Raw genomic sequence first — 15,408 nt, 5'->3', positions numbered from 1 at the left:
CTTAAAAATTTTATGAGCGTTAAAATATCTACTTAACAATTTCTAGGTCTATTTTTTGCTAAGTTGCAGATTTTCTATATTTTTTAAATATTTTTTTGAGCCTCAGAAATGCACCCAACTTTATCGATTTGTATAAAAATAACATCTTAAATTACGATATACATAATTAACGTATAATTATAAGTTATTTAAGATATTTATTCATTTATATTGTAATTTTATACAAAGCTTTTTATAAATTTGCACCCTTAATCATTATTCAACATATGAAACTTTGGGATAAAGGTTTTACCATTAATGATAAAATCGAAAAATTTACCGTCGGGAAAGATAGATTACTAGACGGTTACCTTGCTAAGCATGATGTTATCGCCTCTAAGGCACAAGCTAATATGCTAGCAAAAGTTGGTTTAATTACCAATCAAGAAAATGAAGCTTTACAATCTACATTAGATGAGATTCTTGTATTAATTGAAAAAGACGATTTTAATATTGATGATAATTTTGAAGATATTCATTCAAAAATAGAAGCTTATTTAATTGAGAAAACTGGAGATGCCGGAAAAAAAATCCATGTAGCACGTTCTCGTAATGATCAAGTTTTAGTTGCTATTCAGTTATTTGAAAAGGAATATTTAAAGGATATTAATAAAAAGCTATTAAACTTAATTGATATTTTACTTCTTAAGGCAGATCAATATAAGGATGCATTGTTACCAGGTTACACACATTTCCAAGCGGCAATGCCAAGTAGTTTCGGGATGTGGTTTTCAGCATATGCAGAAAGTTTATTGACTGATTTATACTTTTTTGAAGCAGCTTATAAAATAGCAGACCAAAATCCATTAGGTTCAGGTGCAGGATTCGGAACTTCATTCCCTATCGACCGTTTACAAACAACACAAGAGATGGGATTCTCTGAAGTTTTAGTTTCTTCAGTCGGAGCACAAATGTTACGTGGAAAAACAGAAAAATCGGTTGCAACTGCTTTAGCTATGATATGTGGTACATTATCTAAAATGTCTTATGATTTGGTTTTATACAATTCGCAAGATTTAGCTTTCGTGAAGTTACCAAACGAAATGACAACTGGTTCTTCAATTATGCCTCACAAAAAGAATCCAGATGTATTTGAATTAACACGTGCACATTGTAATCGTATCCAAGCATTGCCAAATGATATTATGCTAACGATTAATAATCTTCCAAGTGGATACCATAGAGATTATCAAATCTTGAAAGAAATATTATTCGAGCCTATGATGCAATTCGAAAATATATTGGACATTTTAACTTTTGCGATTCCACAGTTAGAAATTAAAAGTGGATATATGGAACAAACAAAATATGATCCGATTTATACTGTAGAAAACATCAATGATGCAATAAAGAATGGAACACCTTTCCGTGATGCTTATCGTGAAGTAGGATTATCTGTGGAAAATGGAAACTATGTTCCACATAAAGAATTTAAAACTTCACATGTGGGAAGTATTCATAACTTAAGATTAGATTTAATTCAAAATAAAATCGAAAATTTTAAACTAGATTCTTCAATCTGTAAATAATTTAGATTAGACAACTTACAACAATAGCTTAAATCAATGTATTTAGGCTATTTTTTTGGAGCATAATTCTTTCAAATTTCAGAAAATTATCAACATAAAGTTTTGTATATAATACATTTGTAAATTATTATCTATTTTACAAATGTATTACAACATCATTACTGATAAAAACTTAAAAATCTATCTAAATTTGACTTGTCAAGTTAACAAAACGTTTAATCGATTAAATTAAAAAAGATGAAAAAATTTTTCGCATTAGTTGCAGTTGCAACTTTATCATTAGGAGCAGTATCTTGTGGAGAGAAAACTGAAACAGTAGAAGTAGAAGGAACTAACGATTCAGTTGTTGCTGAGGTTGTTGATACAGTTGCTGTAGATTCTACAGTTGTTGTTACTGATTCTGCAGTTGTTGTTGCTGATTCTACAGTTGTTGAAGCGCCAGCTCAATAATTATAAAAAAAAGCGAAGCTTAAAATATAAAAAGCGCCTAACAATTGTTAGGCGCTTTTTTTTATACTTATATTTAATAAAGGAATATTATAATTCCATATTACCTTCTGGCTTTACCGAATTTATTTTTCGTTCAAGTTCAGCTTGAATATCTTCTATTACTGGACGTACTGTAGACTCAGGAATATCTGCAACGCGGATATACATTAAACCATCTATAGCATCGTTAAAGTTTGGATCTACATTAAATGCAATAACTTTTGCATTTTGTTTGATGTATTTCTTAATTAAAACCGGTAATCGAAGCATGTTAGGCTCTACCTCATCAATCAGTTTATCAAACTTATTTAAGTCAGCTTCTGATTCATCAAAAATAAATTGTTTATCTTCATCAGATAATTTTACTTTATAATCCTTTTTTGGACGCACATATTGAGCAATTGTAGAATCGTAGTAGTGTGATTTCATAAACTCAATCATCAACGATTTTGAGAAATCTGAAAATTGATTACTAATACTTACCCCTCCAATAATAAATTTTTGGTTTGGATTACGTAAAGTTACATGGACAATTCCTCGCCATAATAAGAATAAAGGCATTGGCTTTTGTTGGTATTCTGACGAAACAAATGCTCTTCCCATCTCTATACATTGACTAAAAAATGGATGAATTTCTTGATCAAAATTAAACAATTCATTTACATAGAACCCTTTTATACCATATTTTTCATATACCTCAGCTCCAATTGCCATGCGATATGCACCTGCAATTTTATTGGCATCTTTATCCCAAAGAAATAGATGGTGATAATGATTATCAAATCGATCTAAATCAATTTCATCATTTGTTCCTTCACCAATCTCACGGAAGGTAATTTCTCGTAAACGTCCAATTTCTCTTAAAACATTTGGGATATCGTCCGCTTTAGCAAAGTAACATTCATAATCATGATTTTTAAATAATAACGATAATTCATCTTTTCTTAAATTTTCGATATCACTCTGGATCAAATCTATGGATGTTTCTGCTACAATATCTTTTACCATCGTCTTAGTATAGATTTTTGGTAAATGAATATTTGATGGATTTTTTATAACATCTTTAAATGATTTCTTCTTATTATAGTAAGAAGAAAGCATATAAGTTTTCTTACGTAAAAAAGCTTTGAATTCTTGAATATCATTAAATTCATCCTGCTGTTTTAGTAAAATTGGTTTACCTATACGAATTTGAATAGGACGTGTCCTTTTCTTCATCATTTCTGATGGTAGCATGGCAGTCTGAAAATCTGGATGAATTTTCGCTACACGATAAAATAACTCACTATTTTTTGCTCTAAAAAAAACAGGTATAACAGGTACTTTAGCCTTTTTTATCAACTTTATAGCAGCATCTTGCCATTCACGATCATTTAACTCACCATTTTCATTTCGGTAAGAAACTTCACCCGCCGGAAAAATACCAATACATCCTCCATCTTTTAATGTACGAAAAACTTCGCGCATACCGTTTAAACTATTGTACGCATCTTTTCTTGACTCAAAAGGATTTACAGGAATTACCATTGGCTCTAATGGTTTTATCTTGTGCAATAAGAAATTACCCATTACCTTAAAATCAGGACGAATTTTATTCATAATATGCATCAATAATATTCCATCCAATGCTCCTAGCGGATGATTAGATACTATTACAAATGGTCCGGATTTAGGAATTCGTTTTAAATCTTCTTCATGTATTTCATAATCAACATTTAAATCATCAATTAAATATGATAAGAAATCTACTGCTCCTAGATGAGAACCTCCATCGTATAATTTGTTCAGTTTATCAAGATCTAATAATTTCTTGACGCACCATGCCACAGGTTTTCCTATTATCCCTAAGCGAGATAAACCCGAAGCATTGTATATTTCATTAGTTGTAACTAAGCCCATTAATTTTTAACGACAATTTGTAATGTCTCTCGAACTGTTTGACGCAACAATTCTTGATCCTTGCTGATTATTGTATCAGAAGATACGTCAAAATGACGAATTGTGTATAATAATACATCTCTATCCAACTGAACTTTGAATTCTGTTTCTACATCTTGTAGAAACAATTCTAAATGATTGTATTTATCTTCTAAACACATCGAAAGTGAAATTGCAGAGTTTTGCATTAAGTTCACTTTTATTTGTCTATTATATAATTTTGTAAATATTCCGCTTAGTTTATCCTCTGTTATAAAAGAAAAATCTTTTGAACTAAGTCTAACTAAATGTTGTTCTTTCTTTAAAATAAAACAAGGAACTTTTGGTATTAAAGGTTGTCCTTTTTTTACAGCTGTACCAGGCTCTAATGGATTAATAAAAGATTTTACAAAGAATGGAATTTCTTTTTGCTGTAAAGGTTGTAATGTTTTTGGGTGAATTACAGAAGCACCGTAGTAAGCCAACTCTATTGCTTCCTCGTAAGAAATATGCTCTAGTAATTCTGTTTCTTCAAAATAACGTGGATCTGCATTCAATACCCCAGGTACATCTTTCCAGATTGTCATACTTTCTGCATTTGTACAATAAGCAAATATTGCCGCAGAATAGTCTGATCCTTCGCGTCCTAAAGTAGTCGTAAAATAGTTTGGATCTGATCCTATAAAACCTTGCGTGATATAAAATCCTACTTGAGGTAATTTTGAAATATTTTCTTCCGTTAATTTCCAATCAACTTTACTCTCACGGTAAGTATCATCTGTTTTTATATAATCTCTTACATCTAACCACTCGTTGACAATACCTATAGAGTTTAAATACATAGATAAAATCTTTGTAGAAATTAATTCCCCGCAACAAACTACTTGATCATACACATAACTTCTGTTAGGAGATTTATTTCTTCTTAAAAATGAGGTTAAATCATTAAAGAATTGACTAATCTCGTTTGATACATCTGCTGCATCTGCAAATAACTCAATAGCAATATCTATATGATGTTTTTCAACTTCATTAATCTTTTTAACGTAGTCTTCCTTTTCAAAATAATGTTTAACAACTTCTTCTAACGCATTCGTAGTTTTTCCCATTGCAGACACAATCATACATGTGTTTTGGAAGCCTACAGCTTGCAATAAATTAGCTACATTTCTGATTCCTTCAGCATCTTTAACCGATGCACCACCGAATTTGAAAACCTTCATATTAAATCATTTCTAATAATTAGCCTGCAAATATAAGCATTTGAGAAGTTTAAAATACTAACACATTATATAATGTACGTGTATTTTTAAAAAATATATCTTATTATTTTTTTTTACAATTTCAAACGTTTGAAATTGATTTATAAAATTAAAAATTCCGATATTTGAAGAGCAAAACAATACTATGACACAAAATTCACATCAAACTCTAGGTGAGTTTATTATTGAAAATCAAGAAGACTTTATTTACTCTACTGGTGAATTATCTCGACTATTAAGCTCTATTAAATTAGCAACTAAAATTGTAAATTATAAAGTAAACAAGGCGGGTTTAGTTAATATTCTTGGAGAATATGGAAATGAAAATGTACAAGGAGAGAAACAACAAAAATTAGATGTTTTTGCAAATGAGACATTTATTGAAACACTTTCACAGCGTGAAGTAGTTTGTGGTATTGCATCTGAGGAAAATGAAGATTTTATAGAAATTAAGGCAAATAGAAATCAAGTAAACAGTAAATATGTTGTATTAATTGATCCTTTAGATGGTTCTTCAAATATTGATGTAAATGTATCTGTAGGTACAATTTTTTCTATTTACCGCCGAGTATCTGAGCCTGGAACTCCAGTTACATTAGAAGATTTCTTACAACCTGGTAACAAACAAGTAGCAGCTGGATACGTAGTTTACGGAACATCTACGATGTTAGTTTATACTACAGGTAATGGCGTAAATGGATTTACTTTAAATCCTGGAATTGGTACCTTCTACTTATCTCATCCAAATTTAAGAATACCGGGAGATGGAAGTATATATTCTGTAAATGAAGGAAATTACGTAAAATTTCCTCAAGGTGTTAAAAATTTCATTAAATATTGTCAGACAGAAGAAGATAATAGACCTTATACTTCTAGATATATAGGTTCATTATGTTCAGACTTTCATCGTAATATGTTAAAAGGTGGTATTTATTTATACCCTTCTGGTACTAACAATCCACAAGGTAAATTACGTTTATTGTATGAATGTAATCCTATGGCTTATATTGCAGAACAAGCCGGAGGAAAGGCTTCTGATGGGTATAGACGCATATTAGATATTAATCCTAAAGAACTTCATCAACGTGTTCCTTTTTTCTGTGGATCAAAGAATTTAGTAGAAAAGGCAGAAGAGTTTATGGCTCAAAACCCAGAATAAACCTTATTAAGAGTATTTATTTTAAAATATAAAAAAAGCTTCTCAAATAATGAGAAGCTTTTTTTTATGTATTTTAAGTTCTTTATGTATTAAGGGATTTTAACTCCTGGATAATTTCCTGGATTAACCTTTCTTAATGTAGAACCATATTTTGCATTAATTGCATCAACAAACATATTAGCTACAATTGCATATCCCGTTCCTGTTAAGTGAATTCCGTCTAAAGAAAACGCTCCACCAGATACGAAAGTAGTTGTATATGTATTTCCGTAGAAACGAATACCTGTATTCGAAGATAATTTCTTCATTTCAGAATATGTATCAACAATTGCTAAATTATATGATCTTGCTAACTCTAATATTGCTGTATTGTATTTTGTTACAGCAGCTTCAGCTTTTGCAGTTTCTTTTTCTGATAAAACCCATTTATCTTCTAAAGGATAACTAACTCCTGCAACTGCTAATTGCGCAGCTTCTTCTTCAGATAAACCTAAACTTTTTAAAGTCTGAACACGAACGTTATCAACTTTACCTAAATAATTAGAAGATGATAATACTAATAAATCTTTAGCAGTAGCCTGACGAGCTTGTCCGTATGTCATACCAAACAATGTAGCTTTTGCCGCTCCAAATACAGGAGTTAAAGCAGCTGTAATTTGAGCTGATAAATCTGTTAAATCTTTATCCTTAATTACTACAGCACTTGCAGAATTTGTAGAAAATACGATTTTTCTTTCCGGAACACCTAAAGCTTCAAAAACTTGGTTTAACCCAGCATATGTTGCATTCAAAGTTGGGATCATCGGTCCAAAAGCAGGGTTTTTAGGATCTAACGGCGCATAAGGCACTGTTGTAAAATAAGGTACAGATGTAACAGATGGAATATTAGCAATTACACCCTTAGCTCCATTAGCCGTTAAAGCTTGTAAAGCTGAATTTATAGAAGATTTTACAACAAGAACATCAGAAATATCAGATGATCCATATTTAGATGGATCTAAATTTCCTGTTTGATCAACACCTACTCCACCAGAAATAGCATAACCCAAAACATCATTATTTCCAATCCAAAAAGAAAAGAAAGTTGGATTTTGTGCCACTGCATCTGCAACTACTGAAGTTGTTGCACTACTTGCAAAGCGTGCAAAATATGGATTAGCTAATCCTGCAGCTAACCCTGCAGCGTTTCCATAACCTGGAGCTACTAAATGATACGATTTTGCACCTGGAACTCCCATATTTTGGTATGGTCCTGATGCTGCAATATTATCCAATGCCGTTACACCTTCTAAAGGCTCTGGAGCTAAAGTTCCATTATTGTTTCTTAAAACTAATTTACCTGGAAAACCTGGTAAGTTTACAAAACCACCAATATCATCTTGCATATAAGGCGTCTTAAATTCACCACCACCGGCAGCTTTCATTAAACCAGCTAACATATTTGGATAAGAATTTTCTTGTCCTGATCTATACAATGCATTATCTGCATATCCTGATGTTAATGAATTTCCTAATGCAATATATTTTGAAAAGTTTGCTTCACCTGCAGAAGCTTGAAATTCCTCTACAGGATTTTCAAAATCATTATCACAACTAAATAGAGTTACAGCTAATGCTGCTAATAATATCTTGTTTAATTTTTTCATGTTTCCTGTAGTTTTATTTTAAATTATAAGCAACTCCTACCCCAAAATTGAATGCATGCATCTTAACATCTCCGATAAAATTATCAGCAATATTATGAATGTGTCTTTCTTCTCCTTTAACGTATCCCGCAAATAAATCTATGTAGAATCCACTTGGTAAATTAAATCCTAAACCTCCTGTAAATGAATGTAGATTAGTACTAGGAGTTTCTGATGACCAATATGAGCTTGGAACTGGCGACTTATCAAAATAGTATCCTAAACGACCTTGTATCAAGTCAGAGAATGTATACTCTGCCCCTACACGGTATATAGTATTATCTTTCCAATTCTTAACTGATACAGATTCTTGTTGATATCCTGTAGATGAGTTATATAAATTAATCGTTAAATTTTCATATCTCGTCCAATTTTGCCAAGCTACATCAGCAAACATCTGGAACTTAGGTGTAAACTTATATGAAATTCCTGCTGTAAATTCTGATGGTAATGGTAAAACTGTATTCCACTCATTTGTTTGGAATGTTTCATTACTTCCTAGACCAGATGGAACCCCAGACCATGTAATTTTTCCTTTATTCGCTTTTGCATCAACATTAGAACGGTAAGCTAATCCTAAACCAAATTTCTCTCCTGGTTTAAACATTACACCTACATTAAATCCTAATCCATGTGCATCATCATCTTCTAATTTAAGTCCAATATCATTACCTGCAACAGTTTGTACTTTTTCTAACGTCGCTGATCCATGTGTATAAATAAATCCTGCTCCTATACTAAACCAGTCGTTAAATTTATAAGCAACAGTTGGTTGAATATTAAATGCTTTTAAATCTATATGAGTAATATTTGCTCTATTCGCCCAATTTTCTGGCCAGTTCAAAGAACTTCCAAATGGTGTACTAACATTTACACCTATTGCTAAATCATCTGTTGGCTTATAACTAACCGATAAATAGATTGGTGTAGATAACTTATTATCTGTATCTGAACGTTCTAAAGTTAAAGGATCTTGCCAATTCGCTTCAGAGTTTACTCCAAATCCTCCTACAGCAACACTTAGTTTAGCGTCTACAAAAGCTAACCCTGCCGGATTATAAAAAGCAACACTTGCATCTCTTGTTTGAGTAGCAGAAGTTCCTCCTAATGCAGCTTGTCTTACACCTTGTAAAGCTACTCGATATCCTCCTGCATATGCAGATGAGGATAAAGCTATCAAGGCTAATGTCAAGAAAGTTTTCTTCATATCTTTTTTATAAATAGTTTTTTTGTTAATTTCTTATTAACAAAAATATAATATTTTCTTTATAATGTTATGTTTACATAGTAAATTTTAATACTTCATTTCAAATAAAGTAGTTAAATATTTAAAAAACGAGTGTAAAAAATACACTGATTAATAAATATCCTTTAATTTATTAGAAATTATGTATGCCTCAGACCAACAAGCTTGGAAATTAAAACCTCCTGTAATGGCATCTATATTTAACACCTCCCCTGCAAAAAATAGGTTAGGAATTAATTTTGATTCCATTGTTTGGAAATTAACCTCTTTTAAATCAACTCCACCCGCTGTAACGAACTCGTCTTTAAATGTACTTTTACCATTTATCGCGTATTCAGCTTCTGTTAATTCTTTTGCTATTAAATCGATTTGTTTTTTAGATAAATCAGCAAAAACTAATTGTTCGCTAATTTTACAATATTGAAGTATACTAATCCAGAATCTTTTAGGAAAATCAAAAGGATTGTATTTATAAATAGACTTTTTAGGATCGTCAAATTTTTTATTGTGGAGAAGATCAACGACATCTTCTTTTGTTTGTTGAATGAAATTGATCTGAATATCAAATTTATACCCCTTTTCATTCAAAGCAATCGCTCCCCATGCAGATGATCGTAAAATTGCAGGACCACTAAACCCCCAATGTGTTATGAGTAAAGGACCATCATTTTCTAATTTCTCTGATTTCATTTTAATTTCAGCATTTTCAAAGGAGATTCCCATCAATCCTTCAATGCGTGGATCTTTACAATTAAAAGTAAATAAAGAAGGGACAGGTGAAATTATTTTATGTCCTAGTGATTTAAGGTTTTTCCAGAATTTAGGTGTACTTCCTGTTGTAACAACAACCGTTTCAAACTGATATGTCCCCGAAGAAGTCTCGAGTTCAAAACCTTTCTCAATTTTTCTTATTGATTTTACTCCATCTGAAAAATTTACTTTTACTTTGTTTTTTTCGACTTCTTTTAAAAGACAGTCTATAATTGATAAAGAACTATTAGAAACTGGAAATATTCTATTATCATCTTCTATTTTCAGCTCTACCTTTCGTTCTTCAAACCAAGCCATTGTATCCCCCGGTTGAAACTGATAAAATACACTCAGCAATTCCTTTTTACCACGAGGATAATACTCAACTAAATCTAAAGGATCAAAACAAGCATGTGTTACATTACATCTTCCTCCTCCAGAAATACGTACTTTTTGTAAAGGCAATAAAGATTGCTCAAATATTACAGTATGCTTCCCAATCTCTTTTCCTAGGTTAGCGGCAAGGAAATACCCTGCTGCTCCGCCACCAATTACTGCTATTTTTTCCACGGTGTAAAGTTAAAAGAATATTTTTAAACTAATTTTAACATAATTTTACAATTAGGTACAATAATTGTTTATATTTCCATCGTTATATAATGACTATGAAAAAATTACTATTTACAGCACTTTTAAGCTTATTTACTTTCAATTTTGCAACCGCTCAAGCATACTCAGGAAATGGTGACCAAAAAGTATCTTTAGGATTTGTTCCTTGGGGTTACGGGACAGGTTTAACAGCCATATATGATTACGGATTATCTGACTTAATATCTATTGGTGGTGGTGGAGAATTCTACTTTAGCGGAAAAAATGAAGATAAGGATAATTTCTATGTTTTTGGACGAGCAAATGTACATTTAGGAGAATTATTAAACATGCCTTCAAATATGGATTTGTATCCAGGATTAGACGTAGGTTTTAATCATGGTTTAGGTTTAGGTGCACATTTAGGATTTAGATACCTATTTAGTGATAATATTGGTGCTTATATAGAAGCAGGATCTAGAGGATCGTTAGGATTACTAATTCAATTATAAAAGATATAAATATCTAAAAAAGCCTCAAAATAATTTTTTGAGGCTTTTTTTAATGTGTATAATTTTTTTTCATTACATCTATATCTACTTTCAGTACATCTGTAAGATAATCTGTCACAGAATAATACTTGTTTATAATCATATCATAAGCATAATTAATATATTCACTTTTCACTAAAAACAAATCTTCTAATTCTGGGTTTAAAGAAATGTAACCCTCATATTTCTTCTGTAAGAAATGGTTAGAAAGTAGATAATCTTCTTCTATTACATTTCTATCTACATTTAAACATTCTAAAATTAAAGCTGTAGCTATTCCTGTTCTGTCTTTACCTGCTGTACAATGATATACTACAGAGCAATTCTCCTTATTTTGCAAAATTTCAAAAAAATGCTGATAGGACTCAATGGCATTAGGACTAGTTACTAAATCGGAATAAAAATGACTTAATATATTTTTATAATCACTATTTCCTTGTTTAATTTTAAGGAAAAAATCATTCATATTACCAGCCATAATATCTAAATGAAATTCGTTTTCACATGTCGTAGGAACTTTATCTACAGAAATTTCCCTTTCCTGTTTTGTTCTAAAATCTACAATGGATTTTACATTAATCTCGGCCAGATAATCTAAATCTTGATTTTCGAGATTACTTAATTCATCTGTTCTAATTAAAAGATTTTGTATAACTTCTTTTCCATCGTTAGTTTTTATTCCTCCTAAGTCTCTAAAATTATATCCACCTACAATCGGTAAAACTCTAAGTTGATGCGATAGTTGCATATCCAAAATATTTAACTTCAATCTACTCTAATTTTTGGTAAAAAATGAAAGATTTTGTTAAAAAATAAAATTATTTTTATTAATTCTAAATTTAGATTAGTTTTGTATGGAATTAGATTTAATCTAAATAAGATGGCTGAAAAAACTAAAATCGCAAAAGAAAAATTTTATTTGAAACGTAAAGAATATGTAACACCACATTTAATACGTTTATATTTAGGAAATGATGAGGTAGAAGTTTTTGAAAATACAACATTAGGTGGTACTTGTAAATTATCCTTTCCACCACTCGGAATTCGTGATATTCACTTTGCTGAATATGATGAAAATTCGAAAAAATGGTATACTCCATCAGATAAATTTAAGCCTGTAACTCGCACATATACTTTACGTGGTGTAAATGCTAATCATAATGAGTTAATCGTAGATGTAGCAGATCATGGTGATAATGGACCTGGTTCTCGTTGGGCAAAAAATGCAAAAATTGGCGACAGAATTGGTGTTTCTATGAAAGAAAAGAAAAAAGACATTGCACCAAAAACAGATTTTATTTGTTTAGCTGCTGACTTAACGGGGTTACCTGTAATTTCAGTCATTATTGAATCTTTACCTGCAACTACGAAAGGAATTGTTTGTATTGAAATTCCGACGAAAGAAGATGTTCATAAAATTGAAACTAAAGCAAATCTTGAATTTAAATGGATCGTTAATCCACAACGAGGAAAAGGAACAGCATTAGCGAAATTAATTACGAGTCAAAAATATCCAAAACGTAAAGAAGGAAAACGCTTTATATACGCAGCTGGAGAATCTCAATCAATTAAAAAAATTAAATCTTTTTTTAAAGAAGATTTAGAATGGGCAAAGGACGAAATGTATTGTACTTCACATTGGAAAGCTGGTAAAGCTGAACGAAATGGGTTAGAAGAATGCCATGATAGAATAGAACAAACAGAAACTGTTAAGGTTTTTTAATTCCAAATATTTAAACTTTTTTAAAAAGGCTTTCATAAAATGAAAGCCTTTTTTTTATTATATTTATAAAATTAAACCACTGATTATGAATTTATTGTATCTTAATTTATTATTCTTTTCTATCTCAGTATATTCCCAAGATAAATTTAATATTGAGTATGAAAAGAGAAGTTTCCTTAAAATAGAAGGTAATAATGCTGAATATAGACATATGGAAGAAGAATTTTCCAAACCATCTTATATTCAATTATTAGGTGATGAAAATAAATGTTCTCTGAAACAAATAGATAGGATTAGTAATTCACAAGGTCCGAGAACACAGATGACAATGATTGGCGCAGAAAAGGATCTAGAATCTTATTTAGATTTTACTACTAATGAAATGATTGTTTCAAAAGAATTAGATGGAAAGATATTTCTAATTACATCTAAGATTCAACCTTTCGAATGGAAATTATCTCGAGAAATAAAAAAAATAAATGGTTATAATACTAAAAAGGCAACCTTTGAAAAAGATGGATATGGTTATGAAGCATGGTATTCCACTGATATAAAATCAAAATGTGGACCAGATAATACTTTTGGATTACCAGGATTAGTAATTGAGGCTAAAATGACATTTCTTGAAAAACCCGAAAATTACACACAATATAAATTAGATAAATTAACGATAGATCATAATCTAACATTTTCTGTGCCTAAAAAAGGAAAAGCTATATCTGCACAAGAGTTTAAAACATATCGAAAAGAATATGATAAACGATTATCAGAAATGTATGGAAACAAAGGAGTTGATAAAGATTAAAAAATAAGCTATAGAAAAAGCCTCGCATTGCGAGGCTTTTTTAATTTGATTCGTTGTAAAGTGTATTGTGATTTTTATCCAAGAAATTGAATTGTAAATATTTATACGCATCTCTTGGTACAATCTTAATCCACTTTTTGTGTTTAAAAAACCATTTCATTTGAATGCTTGGTAATCCATTTTTTAAGTACGCCGCAACGAACGGATGCACATGTAAAGACATCTTACTTAGATCTTTATCTTTACGTTCAAGGATATTCAAGAGCACTTGTTCAATTTTGTCAATTGTAACGATAGGTGCCTCAACTTCATTCATTTCCTGGTTTGGATTTTCTTCTGTTGTGACAAAGTTGATCTCTGGTCTTACTCTTTGTCTTGTGATTTGGATTAATCCAAATTTACTTGGTGGCAAAATTTTATGTTTCGCTTTGTCTTTGCCCATTTCTGTGCGCAAATGCTCAAACAATTCTTTCTTATGTTCAGCATCTGTCATATCAATAAAGTCCACTACAACAATTCCTCCCATGTCTCGTAACTTTAATTGGCGTGCAATTTCTGACGCAGCAATTTTATTTACAGCATAGGCCGATTCCTCCTGATTTTTTGAGTTTCTTGAAATATTCCCAGAGTTTACATCAATAACATGTAATGCCTCTGTGTGTTCTATCACTAAATATGCTCCTTTAGATTGTGGAATGGTTACCGTTTTTCCAAAAGCTTGCTTTATTTGACGTTCAACATTAAATTTTTCAAAAATCGGAACATATGGATCATCATATTCTTTAACTAGATTGATGACTTCTGGCGCGATAACTTCCAGATATTCCCTCATTTCTTCAGCAAGTTGCGCATCATCTACAGATATTTTAACAAACTCTTCGTTAAAATTATCTCTTAAAATAGATGAAGCTCTATCCATCTCACTCAAAATCTTAGCGGGAGCAACTTTCTTTTGTAAGTTTTTAAAGATTTGAGCCCATTTATTGATTAAATAATTTAAATCAGCTTGTAACTCATCAACTTTTTTCCCTTCAGCAACCGTACGGATAATTACGCCAAACCCTTCAGGAGCCAGTCCTTCTAGTATATTTGTTAAACGTTCTCTCTCGGGTTTTGATTTTATTTTTTGTGAAATAGAAACTCTATTCGAAAATGGAACTAAAACTAAGAATCTACCAGCAATTGAAATTTCTGATGTAATTCTTGGCCCTTTCGTATGTATAGGTTCTTTTGTTATTTGAACTAATACTGAATCGCCTGAAGCAAAGATTTCAGATATAATCCCGTCTTTGTCTATAGGCTCTTCCATACGGAAGTTTTTTAGTTTGTCAGTTTTATACAAACCATTTACTACTTTTTTAGCAAAAGTATTAGATGATCGTATTTGTGGACCTAAATCATGGTAATGTAAAAAGGCATCTTTAGAATACCCAATATCTACAAAAGTCGCATTTAGGCTAGGTGCTAATTTTTTTATTTTCCCCAAGTAAATATCCCCAACAGCAAAACCGTCATTTATAGAATCTTGATGAAATTCCATCAAACGACCTTCATCAAGTACAGCTATACGTACCTGATCTCCTTTTGTTGATATAACTAGTTCTTTGCTCATCAAAAATTAACAAATATTAACTTTAATAAAATGATAAAAGCACTTTCCAAAAT

Annotated in this window: 13 protein-coding genes; 6 read left to right on the top strand and 7 right to left on the bottom strand. The window is 31.0% G+C overall.

Annotated features, from left to right (window positions below; genetic code table 11):
- Positions 1–266 precede the first annotated feature (266 nt).
- Positions 267–1,568 carry an argininosuccinate lyase gene (gene argH / locus IM532_RS05430; protein ID WP_194182437.1) on the top strand — a complete coding sequence of 434 codons (1,302 nt, stop codon included), beginning with the start codon at positions 267–269 and terminating at the stop codon, positions 1,566–1,568.
- Between the two features lie 237 nt (positions 1,569–1,805).
- A complete protein-coding gene (locus IM532_RS05425) occupies positions 1,806–2,018 on the top strand; it encodes a hypothetical protein (protein ID WP_194182435.1) in 213 nt (70 codons plus the stop codon).
- An 87-nt stretch (positions 2,019–2,105) separates the two neighbouring features.
- Here IM532_RS05425 and IM532_RS05420 read toward each other — a convergent pair whose 3' ends face one another.
- Together IM532_RS05420 and IM532_RS05415 are read right to left on the bottom strand one after the other, a co-directional pair.
- The gene (locus IM532_RS05420; RefSeq protein ID WP_194182434.1) at positions 2,106–3,956 is read right to left on the bottom strand and encodes a lysophospholipid acyltransferase family protein; all 1,851 of its coding nucleotides are present in this window, start codon (positions 3,954–3,956) and stop codon (positions 2,106–2,108) included.
- Positions 3,956–5,197 (bottom strand): aspartate kinase, encoded by a 1,242-nt coding sequence (locus IM532_RS05415; RefSeq protein ID WP_194182432.1) that lies wholly within the window; start codon positions 5,195–5,197, stop codon positions 3,956–3,958. The genes IM532_RS05420 and IM532_RS05415 overlap by 1 nt, the downstream gene beginning before the upstream one ends.
- Positions 5,198–5,381: 184 nt before the next feature.
- Between IM532_RS05415 and fbp the strand changes: the two genes are divergently transcribed.
- Positions 5,382–6,395: a class 1 fructose-bisphosphatase gene (gene fbp / locus IM532_RS05410; protein WP_194182430.1), complete on the top strand. Its 1,014-nt coding sequence runs from the start codon at positions 5,382–5,384 to the stop codon at positions 6,393–6,395.
- An 89-nt stretch (positions 6,396–6,484) separates the two neighbouring features.
- Here fbp and IM532_RS05405 read toward each other — a convergent pair whose 3' ends face one another.
- The 3 genes from IM532_RS05405 to IM532_RS05395 all read right to left on the bottom strand — a co-directional run bounded on the left by IM532_RS05405 (position 6,485) and on the right by IM532_RS05395 (position 10,646).
- Positions 6,485–8,041, bottom strand: coding sequence for an SGNH/GDSL hydrolase family protein (locus IM532_RS05405; protein ID WP_194182428.1), 1,557 nt, complete (start codon positions 8,039–8,041; stop codon positions 6,485–6,487).
- A 13-nt stretch (positions 8,042–8,054) separates the two neighbouring features.
- Complete coding sequence (locus IM532_RS05400) at positions 8,055–9,287, bottom strand: OmpP1/FadL family transporter (protein ID WP_194182426.1); 1,233 nt, start codon at positions 9,285–9,287, stop codon at positions 8,055–8,057.
- A gap of 150 nt (positions 9,288–9,437) precedes the next feature.
- A complete protein-coding gene (locus IM532_RS05395; protein ID WP_194182425.1) occupies positions 9,438–10,646 on the bottom strand; it encodes a BaiN/RdsA family NAD(P)/FAD-dependent oxidoreductase in 1,209 nt (402 codons plus the stop codon).
- A 95-nt stretch (positions 10,647–10,741) separates the two neighbouring features.
- Between IM532_RS05395 and IM532_RS05390 the strand changes: the two genes are divergently transcribed.
- Positions 10,742–11,176, top strand: a complete 435-nt coding sequence (locus IM532_RS05390) for a DUF6646 family protein (protein WP_194182424.1) — start codon at positions 10,742–10,744, stop codon at positions 11,174–11,176.
- Positions 11,177–11,225: 49 nt separating this feature from the next.
- Here the strand turns inward: IM532_RS05390 and IM532_RS05385 are convergent, their stop codons facing one another.
- A complete protein-coding gene (locus IM532_RS05385; protein ID WP_194182422.1) occupies positions 11,226–11,984 on the bottom strand; it encodes a tyrosine-protein phosphatase in 759 nt (252 codons plus the stop codon).
- Positions 11,985–12,095: 111 nt separating this feature from the next.
- On the opposite strand from IM532_RS05385, the gene IM532_RS05380 reads away from it, so the two are divergent.
- A complete protein-coding gene (locus IM532_RS05380) occupies positions 12,096–12,938 on the top strand; it encodes a siderophore-interacting protein (RefSeq protein WP_194182421.1) in 843 nt (280 codons plus the stop codon).
- 85 nt (positions 12,939–13,023) lie between these two features.
- Positions 13,024–13,743: a GLPGLI family protein gene (locus IM532_RS05375; RefSeq protein WP_194182419.1), complete on the top strand. Its 720-nt coding sequence runs from the start codon at positions 13,024–13,026 to the stop codon at positions 13,741–13,743.
- 40 nt (positions 13,744–13,783) lie between these two features.
- Here IM532_RS05375 and IM532_RS05370 read toward each other — a convergent pair whose 3' ends face one another.
- The gene (locus tag IM532_RS05370; RefSeq protein WP_194182418.1) at positions 13,784–15,355 is read right to left on the bottom strand and encodes an Rne/Rng family ribonuclease; all 1,572 of its coding nucleotides are present in this window, start codon (positions 15,353–15,355) and stop codon (positions 13,784–13,786) included.
- Positions 15,356–15,408 lie beyond the last annotated feature (53 nt).

It is taken from the genome of Faecalibacter rhinopitheci (genome assembly GCF_015234135.1).
GTDB lineage: Bacteria > Bacteroidota > Bacteroidia > Flavobacteriales > Weeksellaceae > Empedobacter > Empedobacter rhinopitheci.
Note: the sequence above shows the minus strand (reverse complement) of the source record. Positions and strands in the feature narration are given on the sequence as shown.